Consider the following 18,280-nt stretch of genomic DNA (forward strand, 5'->3'; position numbering starts at 1 on the left):
ACGGAAGAGACCGGCCGGCAGATCCGTACGCGACGGATCTGCCGGCCGATTCAATCTCCGGTCACGGCTGGCAGATACCGGACACCTCGAAGGTGAACGGCCCGACCCAGATGTTCTGCGGCGGGCGGTCGTTGGCAGAACGACCCGAATTGTTCACGATGAAGTCGAGGGAGAAGGCACTCACCGACGCGGCGGTGACGTTCACGTTGCCCGCGCTGCTGCTGGCATCGACTTCGACGTTCGGCGCGCTGGTGGAAAGACGCCACCGGTTGGTTCCCGTACCGGCGCCCTGGAGCCAGTTGGAGTCATAGGTGCCGGTGCCCGCCGTCACGGAAACCCGCTCCGCGCCGCCGTTGCCGTCAAGCGCCATGAAGCCGTCGATGTCTTTGATCTTGTAGGACAGGTTGGCGACGGTCGTGGCCGCACCTCCCAAAGCGAAGGCGAATGTCACCCGCTCGCCACCGCCGTTGTTGATGAGTCCGAGGGTGCTCAGCGCAAGGTGCACGCTCGCTTTGGCCTCCCCGCCATGCATGTCGACGTCCTGAACCAAGTTGCTCGCAGTGTTGATTCCTATCTCGGCCACGCCGATGTGCGCAGCGCCGAGGGTCAAGGTGAGATCCTTGCCGTCACCGAACACGTTGGTCCACGTGAACTGGGCCGCCGTGGCATCGGCACGCACATAGGCGGCGGTCTCGGTGCTGAGAACCTTGGTACACGCCGTGGACGCAGCCGACATCGGCGTCGCCGCCGCTGCGGCCACGACGGGAATCGACCATGCAGCGGACTTGACGATCGTGCGACGCGAGAGGCCATGAGACGGGCTTCGTCCAGTGTCGATTTCTTCCATGCTGTTCTTCCTGTTCTCCCCGATTCGACAGCGGCCGGGGTGCCACCGTCCCTGATCAGAAAGGAGTGCGCGGTTCGCGAAAAGTGACGCGGGCGCCCTGAACTCCGTCGGCGGCGATATCGCACCCCTGGACGACACCGCCGCCTCGGTTCGACGCCTATGCGCAGACCCGCCATACTGGTCTGCAGGGGGCGGTACCATGTCGGCACTTTCACGTTCGAAAGGGCACTAATCGCTCGTGTCATCCCCTCCCCGCCTGCTCGAGTCCCATCTGGGTCTCACGTCGCACCACGCCGGATTGATCAGCACGCGCACCTTCCGCTCGATCTACGTCACCGTGCATCGACCGCAGCGCCTGGAGTGGACGTGGCCGGCTGTCGAACCCGCCGATCCGCACGCCGTCGTACTGTTCCCGAGCGGTGAGGGTCCCGACGGATCCCCGCTGCCGATCGGACGGTTCGTCCCTCCGCAGGCCGACGAGACCATCGAGTGGAGCAGGTCGAACGACGTCGTGGCGGTGTGGGTGCCCGTCGAGACGCTGCGGGACTTCGTCCACGGCGGCCCGCTGCGACCGCTCGTGCTGCAGCCGACGCCGATGGTCCTGGCATTCCGGGCGTTCACCCTGGCGATCGCACGCAACGCGGAGGACACCACATCGATCTCGCGGTACGCGATCGAGCGGCTGCTCGCCGAGATGGTGTTCAGCACCCTGCTGGAGCTGTACTCCGCGGATCTGCCCGAGCGCGGGCAGCCTCCGCTCGTGGACAGGGCGCGCTCCGCGATGCTGCTGCATCGGGAGGATCCGCAGTTCACGATCGCAGAGCTCGCGACCGAACTGCACGTGTCCCTGCGGCACCTGCAGCGGGCCTTCGCCAAGGTCGGCACCACCCCGGGCGACGCCCTGCGCCGGCTGCGCGTGGAGTTCGCGGAGTCGCTGTTGCGCAATCCCGACTACACCGTGCTCACGATCGAGGAGATCGCCGCGCACTCGGGCTTCTCGAGTGCCCTGCAGCTGCGTCGCGCGCTGCGTGCCGAGGGCATGCCGTCGCCGACCATGATCCGCCCGCACCGCTGAGATGCGCCGGATCCGCGCCGTCAGGCCCTGCGGCTCAGCACTCCGGACTCGATCAGCTGGTCGATGGCGGAGAGGACCAGCTCCCGCGGATCCCCCTTCTCCGGGCGGCCGAACTCGGCGATGACGTCGTCGACGACCCCGTCGAGGCCGCGACCCGCGCGCAGCGAGTCCCAGATGGTCGGGGCGATGCCGTCGAGCACGTGCACCCATCGCTGGGCGAGCACCACCACACGGTCGCCGCAGCGGATGGCGTCGGACACGGCGGACAGGTCGAACTCGGGGTTCCCCCCGCCGGCGACGGCCGGCTCCCACTGTTCGTGCGCCCGGGTGTGATCGAGCAGCTGCGGCACGATCGGCGGCACAGTGGACGCGTCGGGATAGGTCAGCCGCACGACACCGCCGATGCGATCGCACAGCTCCGCGACCGTCTGCAGCGGGCGCGGCAGTTCGGCGAGGTAGCTCATCTGCGGAGCCAGTTCGGCGATCGCCTCAGGGAACGCCACCTGCTCGATGCTCGGCGACGGGTGCTCGGCATCGCGCGTGATCAGCACGAGCGCGGTGAGGGCGAGGGGCGCGTCCGGGAGCGGCTTGAGGCCTGCGACATCCGGGGAGACCTGCGCCTTGGGCCGCCCTTCCCGGACCACCGACAGCGGCTTGCGGTAGGGCTCGACGGACAGGTCTGTGCGAAGCGCGATCGTCTCGTCCGACACGTAGCCATGCTGGGCGCCCAACGCACGGCTGAGCGTTGTCTTGCCGCGGCCGGAAGGCCCGACGAAGGCCGCGACGCGACCGGCCGGATCCGCGACGCCGCAGGCATGGAACAGGAGCATCTCGCCGCTGCGCCGCCCCAGAGCCGCAAGGGTCACCTGCACGGTCAGCGACTCTGCGAGCTGGTCGGGATCGAGCGCGCCCGACACGGGCACGGTGTCATCGGGGTCGATCGTCGCATCGAACGGCAGCCACGCACCCTGCCAGGAGGCGCGGATCGCATCGACCGTCGCGTCGTCCAGCTCGTTCGCGAAGGTCAGCCGGATGCGGGCGCCGAGGGCGCTGACGTCGAGCGGGGTGCGCGCGGCGTTCTCCTGCGCACTCGCTGCGGACGCAGTCACGCCGCCTCCGCGTCCCCCCGACGGCGGGGCTTGTCACCGCGCACGGCGCCGGTCGGCAGCTCCTGCTCGTCGCTGCGGTAGTAGTCACCCTGGTACTGGTAGCCGTAGTAGGCAGCGCCGCTGCCGCGGCGGGGCACGCGGTTCAGCACAAGGCCGAGCGTGCGGGCGCCGGCGCGCTCGAGATTGCCGATCGCCTTGCCGAGCACTTCGTAGGTGGTCTTGCCGACCGTGCCGACGATGACGGCGCCGTCGGCGCTGTGCGCGAGCACGGCGGCGTCGGTGACGGGGATGAGCGGGGGCGCGTCGATGATGACGATGGCCTCGCGGGCGATCGACTTCAGCAGTTCGCGCATGCGGGCGGATCCGAGCACCTCGCTCGGGTTCGGCGGCACCTTGCCCGCCGCGACGACGAGCAGCTGGCCGTTGCCGAAGCGCTGCGCGACCTCGGCGATCGTGGCACGGCCGGCGAGCACATCGGAGATGCCGGCGCCCTTGGGCAGGCCGAACACGGTGTCGATCATGGGGCGGCGCAGATCGCCGTCGATCAGGACGACCGGCTGTCCGCTGGAGGCCAGCGTGACGGCGAGGTTGGAGGAGATCGTCGACTTGCCGTCACCGGGCAGCGGGCTCGTCACGACGATGATGCGCGGCGGGTTGTCGACGTCCATGTACTGCAGGTTGGTGCGAAGCTCGCGCATGGCCTCGCCGATGCCGAACAGGTGCGCGTTGTCGCTCCCGCTGCTCGTGCCGCCGTCGAACGGCAGCAGGCGGTTGTCGGCCGTGAAGGTCTTCTCCTCAGGGATGGTGCCGACGACAGGCTTCCCGGTCTCGCGCTCGACCTGCTCGACCGAGCGGATCCGGCGATCGAGGGTGTAGCGCAGCAGACCGTATCCGACGGCGAGCGCGAGACCGATCAGGCCACCGAGAGCGAGCGCGAGCTTGGTGTTCGGCGAGGACGGCGCATCCGGCAGGCGTGCGGAGTCGATCGGGCTGAGGAAGACCGCGCCCTTCTTGGACGGGTCGGCGGTCTCGAGCCGGTTGACCTCGGCGCCCATCGAGCGCACCCAGGCCTCGGCCACGTCACGCGCCTTCTCGGGGGTCGCCGCGTTCGCGCTGACCTTGAGCGTGGTCGTGTCGACGGTGTTGGTGACGGTGACCTGCTTCACGAGCTGGTCGGCGCTCGTGTCGAGGCTCAGATCCTTGATCACGCCATCCGCCACCGCGCGCGAGGCCCCGAGCGCGACGTAGGTCTTCACGCGGCCAGAGGTGAGCGAATTGCCGAGCATGGCGGAGCTGAGGCTGCTGTCCCCGGTGTCGCCGGCGGTGTTCGCCTGCACGATCGCGGAGGCGTCGGCCGTGTAGACCTTCGGCTGCAGCAGGGTCCACCCGAAGGCGACGGCGACGCCGAGGAGCGTGATGAGGACCATCCCGAGCCAGTGCGCCCGGAAGACCCGAAGATACTCACGCAGATCCATACGGACTGTTCCCCCTCGCTCCGCTCACCCTGCGAGGGCGATAAGTCAACGGCCTCTCGATGCTACCGGAAGCGCATTCCCAGGCGCGACCTGGCCTACGGGAGGTGAGGCATCAGTGAGTGAGACCGCGTGCTCGTTCGACCAGGGCGTTGATCTCATCCAGGCCGTGCGCGATCTCTGACGACACCACGGGGTTGTCGATGCCACCCAGCAGCAGCGCTGCGGGGGTGCGTTCGACGCCCAGCTCCCTGCGCGCCGATCGCGCGCCGTATCTCGCGAAGGGCTCTGCCGTCGGCGCGACGTGTCGAATCGCTTTGGGATGAGACGAGGTGGCCAAGCGGACCGTCACGTCCCCCAGTTCGCGCTGCCAGCGCTCGAGGCTCTCCAGGACCGGCACACAGGATCCGCACTCCGCAGAACCGAAGACCAGCAGCAGCGGGCGCCCATTCGCCAGCGTTCTGAGTGAGTAGGTCGCACCCGAGGCGCTCACGAGCTCCACCTCGGGGATCGGATCCCCGTGGCCTGCCACGCCGCTCGCCGGCCAATCAAGCAGGACCATGCCGCCCGAGCCCGTACCCCTCGTCACGAGCAGAGCTGCACGCGGAGGGTCTTGCCCGTGAGGAGCAGCGAGAGCGCAGTCCCGAGCGCCGGGCGCAGATCGACGGGGAAGGTCGCGGCCAGTAGGGCATTGATCGCAGGCAGCAGGTTGAGCGTCCCGAGGTTCACCGGCGTGCCGACGACAGTGGTGAACGAGCCGGTGTCCGGATCCTCAGGGGTCGTGGTCTTGTCAGTTGCCGGGTTGAACGTGAGATGCGTGGTCGTCAGTGCATCGACGTCCAGTAGGCCTTCCGTGAGCTGCACATCCGCACTGCCGTTCGCGGGGATGGCCGCCTGCGTCGTGAGTGTGACGCCCGTTCCGTTGACGTTCGCGAGGAACGTCCCCTGGGCGTTGATGAGGCTGACCACAGGCAGCTGCAGGTTGAGGTCGATCAGCGTGCCCGGCGTCGTCGTGAGATCGAACTTCGCACCCGCAGGCAGGGGCGCACCCTTCACCGTGATCGTGAAGCCGCGCTTGGCGCCATCATTGATTCCGATGGCGGCGAGCGCCGCCTTGACGATGTCGACGAGCTGTGACGCCACGATGCCGATGGGGAGGCCGACCAGACTCACGCTCGCGAGAGCCGCTTGCAGCTTCGTGATGTCGTACTGGCCCGAGCAGTAGCCGAACACGCCGACATCAAGTTGCTGGTTGACGCTGGCTGAGGCGAACGGCGTGGCGACGGCGGCCGCGACGACGGGCACCGACCATGCGGCACCCTTCAGAACGGTGCGGCGGCCGACCTGCTTGGTGGTCTCGATCTCGGACATGCGTCCCCCCAGAAGTGACGAGTAGATTCGGAGCGGCCCGAGGCATCTGCGCCTTCTCGTGCACTGCTTCGTGACCGCAACTCGAGACTGTCGAGTCGCTCAGGGTTCTCGCAGGGTGACGTCGCGAGAACGCGCAAAGGCGTCGTCGAACCGACGAAAACGAATGCCGATCGACCCCCGCACCCCGGGGGCCGCGCCGCCCGCCGGGCATGATGGACGCATGGCATCCGACACCGCGGCCCCCGAGCCCGAACCTGGGCGCACGCATGACGGGCGCCGCCCGCTGTGGCGACGGATCACCGGCAGCTTCCTGTTCCAGCTGTGCGCGGCGTTCGTCGTCTTCGGGCTCATCCTCTCGTTCATCGCGAAGCCCTACTGGGTCCCGTCCGGATCCATGGAGGAGACCCTGCAGGTCGGCGATCGCGTGCTGGTGAATCGGCTCGCCTTTGTCGGAGGTGCCGCACCGCACACGGGCGACATCGTCGTGTTCGACGCGGACGAGGCCTGGGACGGTGGAGCACGCGCACCCGAGAACCCGATCAGGGCGGCGCTGCGCTGGATCGGCGAGGTGACCGGGTTCGGCCCGTCAGGCCCGCACACGCTCATCAAGCGCGTGATCGCCGGCCCCGGACAAACCGTGAAGTGCTGCAGCGCCGACGGCAAGCTCATCGTGGACGGCAAGCCGTTGAACGAGCCCTACGTGTTCCAGGACTTCCCGTTCCAGGCCGGTTCGCTCGACTGCACGACGACACCGGCATCGGCGCGGTGCCTTCCCGAGGTGACGGTGCCGAAGGACTCCTACCTCGTGATGGGCGACCACCGCTCGAACTCGTCAGACGGTGCGATCCAATGCCGTGGCCGCACCGCTCCGGATGCCGGCTGCTGGCGCTGGGCCCGCTCCGAGGACATCGTCGGCAAAGCCGTCGTGATCCTCTGGCCGGTCAACCGCTGGTCGGGACTGTGATCGACGCGCGCCGGCGCGCGATCAATGGCTTGGGGCGGCCGGAGACGGCGCCCATGATCCACTCGACCGGACCGGTCCCGACGAAGCGTCCCCACAACCAGGCGACGACGAGAGGGAGGACGACGATCGTCGCCCAGCCGATCGGAATGTTCTGCGCGGGGTAGCCACCGATCCCGTGCATCCACAGCGACACGATCCACACGTGCAGCAGATACAGGCTGAGCGCAAGCCGGCCCCACACGCGCAGGGGGGCGAAGATCGCCTCGACGACGGGCTGCCGCCCCGGAAGCGTCGTCAGGATCACGATGACCGCGTACGTCACGAACACGAGCCCGACATCATGAAGCGTGTCGGGATACGTCCCGGAGACGATGCCCGCCACATGCAGTCCCTTCTCGAGCACGGGGAGAACGACGTACGCGAGCGGCGCGACCGCGAGCATGATCCACATCGTCCGGTCACGGCGCAGTCCGCCACGCAGCAGCAGCGCACCGAGCAGGAAGAACGGCAGCAGGTTCGTGAGCCGATAGGAGTGCCCGAGCACCGTCCAGTCGGCCAGCCACTGCACGAGGATGTTCTGCGTCATGATCTGCAGGACCTGACCCCGCGCGAGCTCGTTCAACGGCGCACCGATGACGACGACGACTGCGAGCACCACGACGAGCGCGCGAGAACGGAGCAGCAGCATGGGCACCCCGACGACGAGGAGCAGACCGAGCTGGGGCAGCACGATCATCACCCATGATCCCCACGTCGACATCCACAGCCCCAACGCGATGAGCACGATGCCGCGGATCGTCTGCTGGAGCACGGTCGCACCGACCCGTCGCGAGCTGTTCCACACCAGCTGCGCCGACATGCCCATCACCAACGCGAACAACGGAGACGCGAGGTCGTTGACGTTGCCGATGACGAATCGCACCGCCGAAGGCAGCTGAGGAAGGAGCGGATTGGCGTGCGCGATCAGCATGGCCACGATCGCGACGCCACGCAGCACGTCGGGAACGATCAGCCGCTCGGACCGGGTCACAGGCATCGCGTCGCCTCCTCCGACGGCACGCTACCGCATCGCCGGAACGGCGACCTCGCACGTCCGATGCGGACCGGTGAGATTCCCGGGTTCTCAGTGCCCGTCGGGCTGCTCGTCGCCCGTCTCCGCCTGGTCCATCTCCGCGGCCGCGGAGAGGATCACGGGCAGGCGCCACGCGGCGCCCAGTCGCAGTCTCCGTGGAGGCAGCTCTTCATCGGACTCATCCCGGCCGGTGGTCGGATCCGGCTCGTCGTCCGTTCGTGCCGGCTCGTCGTCGGTCCGCCCCAGTTCATCGGCACGACGATCGTCCGCGTTCATCTTCATCAGCAACCCAGACTTCCCCTCAACACATCCCCTCCCCAGGGGATTCACCGCGGCGCGCCGGGAACCGGAACGCGCACGATGAATTCGATGCCGACGACTTTCGGGTCGTCGCCGACAACTTATTCAACGCACGAAGTCTGAGAGCTTGCCCTGATCCAGAAGAATTCACCCTTCGCGTCACCCGAAGCGAGAGCCGCGATTCCGCCGGCTCAGAGGTATCCGGCCTCGGTGGCGAGGCGCACGGCATCCCCTGCGGCAGAGACGCCGAGCTTGCGATACAGCGAGGTCTGGTGACTTTTCACTGTATTCGGCGAGCGGAAGAGCGCCTTCGCGATCTGGTCCCTGGTCTCGCCCTGGGCGAGGCGCACCAGCACCGCGAGCTCGCTCGCCGTGAGCGACGGAGTGTCGAGGACGCCCCGGTCGCCGGGTCGCGTGACCTCTGGTCGCAGCTCCGGGATCCGCTGGGCGACCAGTTCCAGCAGACTCGGGGTGAGGATGCGCGTCACGGCGATCTCATGCGGACTCGACGGACGGTTGAGCTCCCCGAGCTGATCCACGGCGGCCATCGAGGCCGCCGAATCGCCGCGGAGATGGTGTGCGAGGCCCAGGACCAGCCTGCGCTGCCGCTCAGCCTGCTTCAGCCCCTCGGTCAGCGGTCTGGCGGCGTTGAGCTCGCGGATCGCCGACTTCGACGCCCCGCAGGCGATGCGGATCATGCATCCGATGATCACCGCGGGCCAGCTGCGGTCCTGAACGGTTTTCATCTGCTCCTTGGCCCGAGGCACGTTGCCGCTGAGCAGCCACTCGAACGCGAGCAGCACCTGCGGGATGGAGGAGTTGAGGGCTGTGCCGTTCGCCCCCATGCCTGCGGAGACGAGCGCTTCGAGGCGCTCCCTGACATCGAGACGCCGCTCAGCGAGCACTCCCAGGCGCTGCAAGCCGAGAAGATACAGCGGCCACAACTCCCCCATGGATCCGTACGTCAACTGCAGGATCCGGGTGAAGGCTTCGTCCGGATCGTCGTCGGAGACGAGCGCCTCGACCAGCGCCTGCTCGGGGTCGAGCTGCAGTTCCATCCAGCTCTCCGTACGCGGCGTGCTGCGCGCCTCGGCCAGGTGCGCGCGCGCCGCCGCCGGGTCTCCGTACAGGACGTGGATGAGCGCCGAACGCAGGTGCGCCTCGCGGAGATAGAACCGCAGCGCCGAGGGCGTCGGCACGCGCAGCGTGCGGCCGTACAGGGCGAGCGCCTCGCCGAACCGCCCGAGCAGCAGCGCGGTGACGGCCGCCTGGGTGAGGAACAGGCTGCGGATGCCGTTCGTCGGATCCAGCACCGAGGGGATCGCGGCTTCGATCTCCGGCAACCGGATCAGCACGTCGTAAGCACGGGCAGCGTCCCCTTTCAGCCGCGCGTGCCACGCATCCGTCACGACCAGCCAGCGCCGAAGGTGCGAGGGCAGATACGGCGAACGCGACAGCGCCCGGTCCTCGGTGAGCGCCTCGGAACCCTCCGGGGCGAGCATTCGGGCGACAAGCGCCACTTCCGCGCTCGCACGGACGGCGTCGGCGGGCAGCCCCACGATGATCGCGGTGAGCTCATCGACCGGCAGAGTGAACCATGCCTCGACGGGATGGGTGGCGAGCAGATGGACGACCGTCGCGTGATCGCCCGCCGCTTCGGCATCGCGAATCCTCTGCGCGATATCCGTCATCCGGCACCATCCCCGTTACTGACCCCCGTGTGACGAGCATACGATCCGAAAACCGGATGGTGTGCAGTAATGGCGCGCTAGGACGTGAATTCTTGGGGTTCGTGCCGGGGATCCCGCTCAGATGGTGCGGTGGCGGGGGCCTCCTGCGCTCGAACGAGCAGACCACGGGCGACGAGATCGGCGACGAACCCGTCCACGGCTTCGGCGATCGCAGAACTGTCGCGGTCAACGCTTCCCGCGGCGCGTTCGGCGACCGTGCCCTCCCCCTCGCCGCACGCCGCGCGCCAGACCACAGCTGCGGTGCCCGCCAGCACGACGATCGGTCCCTGCGGAAGCCGAGCCACGTACACGGCATCGTCATGGACGATCACGCCGACGTCGGCCGCCGGTCGATAGCGGATCACGCCTCGCCCCGGTTCTGCCGCCCAAGATCCGTCGGCGAACGCGCGGCGGAGTCGGGCGTGGCGTCTCTCGCCGTCGATGCCGATTCCCGGCGGAATCGGTTCCCGGCCGCGCGGGTCACCTCGCCTGCGCCCTGTGCGCTGCGCATCAGGAACTCGCGCACGACCTCCGCCGGCCGCGGCGTGCGGCCCAGCTTGTGCGTGAGACGTTCGGTGTTCACGAGCGGCGCCCGCAGCACCAGCCCGATCCTGTCCCGCAGGGTGCGGCCTGCGCGCACCCTGCCGAGCCAGTCCTCCGTGCGCGTCCCACCCTGCGAAGCCACCTTCCACAACAGGTACTCGCGCCGGTGGGCATAGCGTTCCAGGTCGCCGTGCGCGGCGGCGAAGGCCACGGCGGCGTCCAGCCGTTCGACCAGCGCGAGGCAGTCGCGGCGCGCGGGCTCGTCGAGCGCATCCCAGACTCGCGCCGCCGTGTCTCCCATTCCCGCGGCGCGTGCGGCGTTCAGCGTCAGCAGCACGGCCTGCGCCGTGAGCGCCGGCACCGCGCAGGGCAGCCCGGCAGCCCTCACCTCAGCACGATCGGCCCAGAGCACCTCGAACGCACGGTCATCGGTGATCCCGATGCCGGGAAAGCGCCGATGCAGATCGAGATGCCCCCAGTCGGGGTGGAAGTAGGTCTGCGCGTGCTCGAACGACGAATTGTTCCGGAAAGTGCTGTACACCTGCCAGCCCTGGGCGAGCAGGGCGCGGTGCAGTGCCGGGATGCCGGCCGGGTCGACCAGCACGTCGACATCGGTGCCCTCAAAGCGCGGGCCGAGCAGCACGGGGTCGGTCATGCTGCCCTTGATGTGCAGGAGGCGCGCCCCTACGCGATCGGCGATCACCTGCACACCGGCGCGCGACATCTCCAAGCGCACACCCGGCGGGATCCGCTCGACGATCTCCGCTGACACGGCGCCAGCCTACGGCACCCGTCCCACCCGCCCAAGGTGCCCGACGCACGTGCGCATCGAGTCCGCGGTGCGCGGATCAGCTGTCATTCCGGGCTGCGCCGGACCCCACCCCATGTCGGCGGATCCGGCCTGTGGAGAAAATCTCCCGACTCACGCGTCACCTTCTCGCGCACGCGTACTCCTTCCTTGATGGGGACGGTGGCGACCAGCCACCGCGAGATCTGGGGAGTAGCACCATGGAAGAGCTCGGCAACGAGAAGGGTCCAGCGAAGGGCCTGTCGCGGCGCACGATCGTCAAGGGGGCAGCATGGTCGCTGCCCGTCGTCGCCGCGGCGGTCGCGGTGCCCGCCTACGCCGCATCGAACGGCGTCGTGATCAATCCGGGCAGCCAACCGGTTCCGACGGGCGTCTGCACGCCGGTGGGCAACATCAGCTTCACGATCACGAACAACGGCGCACCCGTCGCCAATCAGGCGATCCTCGTCACCCTCCCTCCTGCCGCGCCGACCGGGCAGTCATCGTTCCACTGGGATGACAACAGCACCGCGCCGAAGACGTTCGTGTCGGACGCGAACGGCGTCGTGGATCTGACGAACCACATCGTGACCAGCTCGACGCCCGGCACCTACACGGTGTTCGGCCAGGTCTCTCCGAACGGGGCGACATCGAGCATCCAGGTCATGGTCTCCGGCTTGTGGATGGGGCGTCTCCAGGGCTACGGCGGCACGGGCATTCACGCGGTCTTCACCAGCACACCCGCCGATCTGAACAACCCCGGCACCCCGGACTACTACTCGTACTGCGTCGAGCACAACGTCACGGCGAAGTCGGACATGGCGGCGACCGCGGGCGACCTCGGCACCTACCTGGGCAGCAACTACCTCGCGGGCAGCGCCGACATCTACAGCAAAGTGCTCTGGATCATCCAGAACAGCTACCCGGGGATCACGCTCAGCGCGTTCTCCGCTGCTGTCGCGGCGGATGCGGCCGCGGCCAACCCGCCGCGACCGTTCACAGCCCCTCTCAGCGCGAACGACGCGATCGAGGCCGCCCAGTACGCGATCTGGCGCTACACCGACCTGACCTTCGACGCGAACTGGAACTTCCAGACGCCCAACAGCGCGGCGGCGTACTGGTATCTGATCGGCCAGATCAACGCCGGCCAGCGCGGCACGCAGAGCGGCATCACGGGACTGATCACGTCGGAAGCGAGGACGGTCTGCGGCATACCGACCGGTGGCGACCACGCGCAGTGCCAGATCCTGGTGGTGCCGGCCTGATCGACGCGCGAATCGGACCCGCCGCTGGTCCTGGGAGCAGCAGAGCTCCCCGGACCAGCGGTTCTCTCGTGCTCCGGGTGCCCACCCGGATCGATTCGATAGCCTGGCCAGATCATGCGCTCACTCGACGCGCAGATCCGCCACCAGTGCCTCGGGACCGGCGCCGGTCGAGGCAGGTTCCTTTAGGAGGGGCGCGTGGACGCACGCACTGATGCCGAGTTGCTGCGCGCACTCCGCTCCGGGGACAAGCGCGCCTACGCCGCGCTCTGGCAACGCCACTCCCCCGCCGCACGGCGCTATGCGCACCGCCTCGCGCCTTCACGCGCCGATGACCTGGTTTCGGAGTCGTTCCTCGCGATCTACCAGCAGGTGACCACGACCGACGCGGGGCCGCAGTTCGCCTTCCGGTCTTATCTGAAGACCGTGCTGCGCAACACGGCGATCCGCTGGTCCAAAGATGCGGACCAGCTCATGCTTGCGGAAGAGATCGATGCGGTCGACGATCGCGATGCCCTGACAATCGCCGAGTCCGACAGCGACGCCGGCGACGTCCTCGCGGCTCTGCAGGCCTTGCCGGAACGCTGGCAGCGCGTGCTATGGCTCGCCGAGGTGGCCGAGGCAGGGCGCCCTGAGATCGCGCGTGAGCTGAAGATCAAGCCCAACGCGGTGTCGGCTCTGCAGCGCCGGGCACGGACCGGGCTGAAGTACCAATGGCTCACCCTGCAGGTGCCGCCCGCCCTCCGTGACGATCAGGCCCACGCCGCGCGCCTCTTCCCGCAGTATCTGACCGAGCCCGCCAACGTCGCGGTCTCGACCGAGGTGAATCTGCACATCGCCGACTGCACGCCCTGCCGGACGCTGTTGCACGAGACGCGCGGGGCTGCGGCTCGGATGGGCGGCAGCACGCTGGCCGTACTGCTGGGCACCGCGGGCATCGGCACCGCCACGGCCACCTTGTCGTCGGCCACGACCGCAACGGCGATCGCCATCGCTGCAGGCGCGGGAGTCGCCACGTGGCTCATCGGCGGAGGAGTGGCCGCCGTCACCGCGGGCAGTCTCGTGATCACCTCATTCTTCACGGTCGGCCCCGCTGAAGCGGCGCCGGACGTGCCCCAGGTGCAGACGCCGCCCCCGACACCGGCGGCGTCCGTTCCCGTCGAGGCCAGTGACTCGTCGGGGCCTCCCGGGCCCGCCGAGCCGATCGCGGTCCCCGGGCAGGTCGATCCGGCCGATCAGGGCATCACCGACCGCTACACGCTGGAGTATCAGCCTCGGCCCGCCCCCGCGAACGGCGTCCCCGACCCCGCCCCCGCTTCGGGCCCCGGTTCTCCTACTGGCCCGACTCCCACCCCCGGCCCCACGCCGACACGCACGGAGCCCAGCACCCCTGCGCTCTCCCCCGGCGTCACCGGCCCGACGAGCACCACGGGCTACCTCGCCCCGGCGATCACCGGGAACGCGACCCCGGGCAGCAACGTCGCCGTACAGCTCGGCACAGAGCGCTACACTCCCGCGGTCGCGCCCGATGGATCCTGGACCTTCGACGCCCGAGGAATCGAGCTCAACGCCGGCGACTACACCTACGAGGTATGGGCCTACACCGACGCGGCATCTTCGCCGGCAGTCGAGGGCGCATTCACGGTGCTGCCCATCGAGGTGCACGGGTTCGAAGACGTCACCGGATTCGAAGACATCACCGCGGCCGACGCCAAGACGACCGGACTCCTCGTGGAGTTCCATGGCCCCGCCGATGGAATCATCTACGTCACCACGATGGAGGGCAACACCGGCTTCGTCGCGCTCGACGCCAACGGCTATGCCCAGCGGCGGATGCTCGTGAACTCGTACGGCTGGTATTGGTTCACCATGCGCTACATCGATGACGACGGCTACTGGGGCCCGCTCTGGGAGCACAACCTGGACGTCTACGACCCGACCGCCGCGTACGACCCGATGGGTCCCGCGCCGGAGGACATGACCTTCCAGTTCGTGGTCCCCTGAGCCCACGGCAGCGATGACCGCGTCACTTCCCGCTCTGCCACGACTCCTTTGTCAGTGAGGATGCTGAGGCCCTCCCCGTCTTCAGCATCCCGAACCGGTGTGGTCCGGCTACGGAGGAGAGTCAGGACTGGGGACCTGCGCGCTCATTGGGCCCGTGGCCCGGACCGCACCGCCCTCGTGCCGACGCACCCGAGCGACGGGGTGGTGCGCCCGGTCCTCCGCCCCGTGCGTCATGGCCCTGGCGCGGCTGCCGAGGCGGATCCTGCGACCCGCGCCGACCTCAGCCGCGGTGGCCGAGACGGTGCGCGATCACCCGGCGGTACGCCCCCGCATGCGACTCGGCGACCGCATGGTCGGTGGCGAGCCCCGGCGTCTTCTGCGCGGCCTCGCTCAGGCGCGCACGCAGCGCGTCATCGGCGCCGAGTCGGCGCAGCGCCGCGGCGAGCGCCTCGGCGTCACGCGGGGCGACCGCGAGCCCGTTGACGCCGTCGCGCACCCACTCGACGGGTCCGCCCTCCGCCGCGACCACCGTGGCCAGACCCGAATCGAGATACTCGAGCACGTTGAAGCCGAGCGGCTCCGCACGCATCGACGCCTGCACGCCCACGTCCCACCGGCGCAGCAGCGACGCGACGTCGTCGACGTGACCGAGCAGGCGCACCCGGTCGGAGAGCCCCAGCGCCGCGGCACGATCGCGCACCGCATCGGCGTAGTCCGCGTGCCCGAACGGCGCGCCCCCGGCGAATTCGAGGATCTCGTCGCCGTCACCGAACGCGCGCGCGAAGGCGTCCAGCAGCAGCAGCTGGCCCTTCCACGGGTCGATGCGCGCGAGCATGCCCACGCGCAGCGGTCCCGGATCCCGCGCGCCGCGCCGGCGGCCGGTCAGGCCGGACGCTCCCGCCATCACCTCGCGGACTGCGCCCCGACGAAGATGAGGTTCGGCGCTGGCCAGTGTCGCCTGCGAGTTCGCGATGACGCCATCCGCCCGCGGGAGCACCACCGTAGTCATCATCCGCAGCCCGAAGCCGCCGAGGGTCTCCCGGTCCATGATGTCGTGCAGGTAGACGAGGAACGGCTTGCGCGAACCGGTCACGGCGAGCGCTCCGTATGCGGCGGCACGGGTGCTGTTCGCGACCACGAGATCCGCGTCACGGAAGGACCGATGCCTCCGCGTCGCCACCGCCTGCGCCAGGAGCCGCGCCCCCACCGCGAACGCGCTGGTCGGGGACGCACCGCTGGCGCCGTACGGCTGCGCGACGCCGATCCGATGGATCGGGATGGATACCGGGAGGCCAGCGAAGGCTCCGTCCTCTGCCGGATCCGGCGGGAGCAGCACGCTTGCCGACCAGGGCGGATCCGCACGCAGCATGCGCGCGAGCCCCAGCTCGGCGCCCCCCGCCACCGTCGTGTGCGCCAGGTGGGCGACCCGCGGTGCGGATGTGATCGGACCCTCGGGAACGGACAGCGGATCACTCCCCTCCTGAAGGCGGATCCCGTGCGCAGCGACGCAGCCAGGGCGACCCCGCTGGCGGCGACGCTCGCGGGCTATCGTTAGCTGACCACGATACAGGGGGTGCCATGCGGGTGCTGCGGATCTCGCACAGCGCGACCGTGCGCGCGTGGCGGGGGCGTGAAAGGGCACTGCGAGAGCGCGGACTCGATGTGCGCCTGCTGACCGCGAACCGCAGCGACGCCGGCGGCGTGCCCGTCGCACTCGATGCCGCCCCGGACGAGGATGTCGTCGGCGTGGGGACGTGGGGCACGCATCCGGCTCTCTTCGTCTACGACCCGCGACCGCTCTGGCGTGCTCTGGGCGAGCGCTGGGATCTCGTCGACATCCATGAGGAGCCGTTCGCGCTCAGCACCGCGGAGACGCTCCTGCTGCGGGCGCTGCGCCGTCAGCGCGCCCCCTACACGCTGTACACCGCGCAGAACCTGCACAAGCGGTACCCCTTCCCGTTCGGATGGTTCGAGCGCCTGTCCCTGCGCCACGCCGGAGGGATCTCCGCCTGCAACGCCGCGGCCGCCGCGATCGCCGAGCTCAAGGGCTTCCCGGGGCGCGCGCGGGTGATCCCCCTCGGCGTGGATCCGGTGACCCCCCTCGGTGTGGATCCGGTGCCCCCGGTCGGGGTGGATCCGGTGACCCCCGCCGGGATGGATCCGGCCGACGGATCCGGCGATCACGTCGTCGTCGGGCTGCTCGGCCGGCTCGTGCCGGAGAAGGGCGTGCCGCTGCTGCTCGACGCCCTCGTCGAAGCCCCCTCGCTGTACGCCCGGATCGCGGGCACCGGCCCTCTGGCCGCCACGATCCACGAGGAGGCGGCGCGACGCGGAGTCGCGGACCGGGTCGTGTTCCTCGGCGGGGTGGATCCCGATGCGGTCGCCGGGTTCTACGCGTCGATCGACGTGCTCGCCGTGCCCTCGCTGCCCACGCCCCGCTGGACCGAGCAGTTCGGCCGCGTCGCGGTGGAGGCGATGGCCGCGGGCGTGCCCGTGGTGTCGAGCGATGCGGGCGCGCTTCCCGACGTCGTCGGCGGCGCCGGCATCGTCGTACCCCGCGGCGACGCGCACGCCCTCGCCGCCGCCGTGCGGGAGGCGGCCGGCCCCCGCCGCGACGAGCTCGTCGCGGCGGGCCTGGTGCGCGCCGCCGAGTGCTCCTGGCCCGCCGTCGCGGAGCAGTACCAGCGGATGTACGACACGGTGCTCGCGCCCCGGCGTTCCGGACTCAGTCGATCCGAAGGCCGAACCCCCGCAAACCCGGCGCACCAGGGCGAATCGACTGAGTTCGGCACGCCTCGCGGGGCCACCGAGGCCGGGGAGCCGGGAGAACTCGACGACCCCGAGATCGTGGTCGTGGCGTACGGCGCACCCGACATGCTGCGGCGCGCGCTGGAGCCGGTGCGGCATCTGGTCGTCACCGTGGTCGACAACTCCTCGATGCCGGAGATCGCCGCGCTGTGCACCGAGTTCGGTGTGCGATACCTGGATCCGGGAGCCAACCTCGGCTTCGGCGCCGGGGTGAATCGCGCGCTCGAAGACCGCTTGCTTCCAGAGGCCGACGTGCTGCTGCTGAACCCCGACGCGGTGATCGCCCCGGAGGGCATCCGCGCGCTGCAGCGCGGCCTCGCCGCCGATCCGGCGCTCGCGAGTGTGGGGCCGGCCCAGCACGACGAACAGGGCGTCGCCGCTCAGGCCGAGTGGGTGTTCCCCTCTCCCGGCCGCGCGTGGCTGGAAGCAGTGGGGCTCGGCCGCCTCATCCGCGGGCCGCACTTCGTGATCGGATCCGTGCTGCTGCTGCGCGCGGAGGCGCTGGACCACGTCGGCGGCTTCGATGAACGCTTCTTCCTGTATGCCGAGGAGACCGATTGGGCATACCGCGCGCATCTGCTCGGCTGGCGGCACGCCGTGGTGCCCGAGGCGGTCGCGACGCACGCAGGCGCCGGGACCAGCACGGATCCGAGCCGCCGCGAACGGCATTTCCACGCCAGCCAGGAACGGTATTACCGCAAGCACTTCGGCGCGGGGGGCTGGGCGCTCGCCCGCACCGCGCAGCTGGTCGGCGCCACCGTCCGCGGCATCGCGCTGCCGGGCGAACGCGGACGGGCCGCCGCGCGACGTGCCGCGCTGTACCGCCGCGGGCCGGTGCGCGCCGAGGCGGAGGCCGATTCTCGCGCCCTGCCGGCGTGACCCGCGCGCTACGCTGAGTCAGCGGCGCGCCGGGTCCACGCGCCGATGGGCTGCGTA

16 protein-coding genes are annotated in these 18,280 nt (G+C 69.7%); 5 read left to right on the forward strand and 11 right to left on the reverse strand.

Annotated features, from left to right (window positions below):
* Window positions 1–61 precede the first annotated feature (61 nt).
* The gene (locus tag AC1DCT_RS07200) at window positions 62–847 is read right to left on the reverse strand and encodes a hypothetical protein (protein ID WP_477428260.1); all 786 of its coding nucleotides are present in this window, start codon (window positions 845–847) and stop codon (window positions 62–64) included.
* 238 nt (window positions 848–1,085) lie between these two features.
* Between AC1DCT_RS07200 and AC1DCT_RS07205 the strand changes: the two genes are divergently transcribed.
* The gene (locus tag AC1DCT_RS07205) at window positions 1,086–1,922 is read left to right on the forward strand and encodes a helix-turn-helix domain-containing protein (protein WP_477428262.1); all 837 of its coding nucleotides are present in this window, start codon (window positions 1,086–1,088) and stop codon (window positions 1,920–1,922) included.
* A gap of 20 nt (window positions 1,923–1,942) precedes the next feature.
* Here the strand turns inward: AC1DCT_RS07205 and AC1DCT_RS07210 are convergent, their stop codons facing one another.
* From AC1DCT_RS07210 to AC1DCT_RS07225, 4 genes are all read right to left on the reverse strand, one after another.
* Window positions 1,943–3,031, reverse strand: a complete 1,089-nt coding sequence (locus AC1DCT_RS07210) for a hypothetical protein (protein WP_477428264.1) — start codon at window positions 3,029–3,031, stop codon at window positions 1,943–1,945.
* Window positions 3,028–4,506: a tyrosine-protein kinase domain-containing protein gene (locus AC1DCT_RS07215; RefSeq protein WP_477428266.1), complete on the reverse strand. Its 1,479-nt coding sequence runs from the start codon at window positions 4,504–4,506 to the stop codon at window positions 3,028–3,030. The genes AC1DCT_RS07210 and AC1DCT_RS07215 overlap by 4 nt, the downstream gene beginning before the upstream one ends.
* Window positions 4,507–4,618: 112 nt before the next feature.
* A complete protein-coding gene (locus tag AC1DCT_RS07220; protein ID WP_477428268.1) occupies window positions 4,619–5,065 on the reverse strand; it encodes a TlpA family protein disulfide reductase in 447 nt (148 codons plus the stop codon).
* A 23-nt stretch (window positions 5,066–5,088) separates the two neighbouring features.
* Complete coding sequence (locus AC1DCT_RS07225; protein ID WP_477428270.1) at window positions 5,089–5,874, reverse strand: hypothetical protein; 786 nt, start codon at window positions 5,872–5,874, stop codon at window positions 5,089–5,091.
* Window positions 5,875–6,094: 220 nt separating this feature from the next.
* On the opposite strand from AC1DCT_RS07225, the gene lepB reads away from it, so the two are divergent.
* Window positions 6,095–6,838: a signal peptidase I gene (lepB, locus tag AC1DCT_RS07230; protein ID WP_477428272.1), complete on the forward strand. Its 744-nt coding sequence runs from the start codon at window positions 6,095–6,097 to the stop codon at window positions 6,836–6,838.
* Here the strand turns inward: lepB and AC1DCT_RS07235 are convergent.
* The 5 genes from AC1DCT_RS07235 to AC1DCT_RS07255 all read right to left on the reverse strand — a co-directional run bounded on the left by AC1DCT_RS07235 (window position 6,816) and on the right by AC1DCT_RS07255 (window position 11,255).
* Complete coding sequence (locus AC1DCT_RS07235; protein ID WP_477428274.1) at window positions 6,816–7,874, reverse strand: DUF418 domain-containing protein; 1,059 nt, start codon at window positions 7,872–7,874, stop codon at window positions 6,816–6,818. The two genes, lepB and AC1DCT_RS07235, sit on opposite strands and share 23 nt — an antisense overlap.
* Before the next feature lie 87 nt (window positions 7,875–7,961).
* On the reverse strand, window positions 7,962–8,192 hold the full coding sequence (locus AC1DCT_RS07240; RefSeq protein ID WP_440733963.1) for a hypothetical protein: 231 nt from the start codon (window positions 8,190–8,192) through the stop codon (window positions 7,962–7,964).
* 209 nt (window positions 8,193–8,401) lie between these two features.
* The gene (locus AC1DCT_RS07245) at window positions 8,402–9,901 is read right to left on the reverse strand and encodes a helix-turn-helix transcriptional regulator (protein WP_477428276.1); all 1,500 of its coding nucleotides are present in this window, start codon (window positions 9,899–9,901) and stop codon (window positions 8,402–8,404) included.
* 77 nt (window positions 9,902–9,978) lie between these two features.
* The gene (locus tag AC1DCT_RS07250) at window positions 9,979–10,305 is read right to left on the reverse strand and encodes a hypothetical protein (RefSeq protein ID WP_477229622.1); all 327 of its coding nucleotides are present in this window, start codon (window positions 10,303–10,305) and stop codon (window positions 9,979–9,981) included.
* Window positions 10,302–11,255 (reverse strand): nucleotidyltransferase family protein, encoded by a 954-nt coding sequence (locus AC1DCT_RS07255; protein ID WP_477229623.1) that lies wholly within the window; start codon window positions 11,253–11,255, stop codon window positions 10,302–10,304. The genes AC1DCT_RS07250 and AC1DCT_RS07255 overlap by 4 nt, the downstream gene beginning before the upstream one ends.
* A 236-nt stretch (window positions 11,256–11,491) precedes the next feature.
* On the opposite strand from AC1DCT_RS07255, the gene AC1DCT_RS07260 reads away from it, so the two are divergent.
* Both AC1DCT_RS07260 and AC1DCT_RS07265 read left to right on the forward strand, forming a co-directional pair.
* Window positions 11,492–12,535 carry a Cys-Gln thioester bond-forming surface protein gene (locus AC1DCT_RS07260; protein ID WP_477428278.1) on the forward strand — a complete coding sequence of 348 codons (1,044 nt, stop codon included), beginning with the start codon at window positions 11,492–11,494 and terminating at the stop codon, window positions 12,533–12,535.
* 195 nt (window positions 12,536–12,730) lie between these two features.
* Entirely contained in the window at window positions 12,731–14,536 is a 1,806-nt protein-coding gene (locus AC1DCT_RS07265) for a sigma-70 family RNA polymerase sigma factor (protein WP_477428280.1), read from the forward strand.
* A gap of 280 nt (window positions 14,537–14,816) precedes the next feature.
* Here AC1DCT_RS07265 and AC1DCT_RS07270 read toward each other — a convergent pair whose 3' ends face one another.
* Window positions 14,817–15,938, reverse strand: coding sequence for a glycosyltransferase family 4 protein (locus tag AC1DCT_RS07270; protein WP_477428282.1), 1,122 nt, complete (start codon window positions 15,936–15,938; stop codon window positions 14,817–14,819).
* 176 nt (window positions 15,939–16,114) lie between these two features.
* On the opposite strand from AC1DCT_RS07270, the gene AC1DCT_RS07275 reads away from it, so the two are divergent.
* Window positions 16,115–18,223 carry a glycosyltransferase gene (locus tag AC1DCT_RS07275; protein WP_477428284.1) on the forward strand — a complete coding sequence of 703 codons (2,109 nt, stop codon included), beginning with the start codon at window positions 16,115–16,117 and terminating at the stop codon, window positions 18,221–18,223.
* Window positions 18,224–18,280: the final 57 nt, after the last annotated feature.

The sequence above is a fragment of the Microbacterium sp. 10L49 genome, from assembly GCF_056395125.1.

Coding starts and splice junctions, on each gene's coding strand:
- AC1DCT_RS07200 (WP_477428260.1), bottom strand. CDS start 847: ATGGAAGAAATCGACACTGGACGAAGCCCGTCTCATGGCCTCTCGCGT.
- AC1DCT_RS07235 (WP_477428274.1), bottom strand. CDS start 7,874: ATGCCTGTGACCCGGTCCGAGCGGCTGATCGTTCCCGACGTGCTGCGT.
- AC1DCT_RS07245 (WP_477428276.1), bottom strand. CDS start 9,901: ATGACGGATATCGCGCAGAGGATTCGCGATGCCGAAGCGGCGGGCGAT.
- AC1DCT_RS07220 (WP_477428268.1), bottom strand. CDS start 5,065: ATGGTCCTGCTTGATTGGCCGGCGAGCGGCGTGGCAGGCCACGGGGAT.
- AC1DCT_RS07225 (WP_477428270.1), bottom strand. CDS start 5,874: ATGTCCGAGATCGAGACCACCAAGCAGGTCGGCCGCCGCACCGTTCTG.
- AC1DCT_RS07215 (WP_477428266.1), bottom strand. CDS start 4,506: ATGGATCTGCGTGAGTATCTTCGGGTCTTCCGGGCGCACTGGCTCGGG.
- AC1DCT_RS07240 (WP_440733963.1), bottom strand. CDS start 8,192: ATGAAGATGAACGCGGACGATCGTCGTGCCGATGAACTGGGGCGGACC.
- AC1DCT_RS07260 (WP_477428278.1), top strand. CDS start 11,492: ATGGAAGAGCTCGGCAACGAGAAGGGTCCAGCGAAGGGCCTGTCGCGG.
- AC1DCT_RS07275 (WP_477428284.1), top strand. CDS start 16,115: ATGCGGGTGCTGCGGATCTCGCACAGCGCGACCGTGCGCGCGTGGCGG.
- lepB (WP_477428272.1), top strand. CDS start 6,095: ATGGCATCCGACACCGCGGCCCCCGAGCCCGAACCTGGGCGCACGCAT.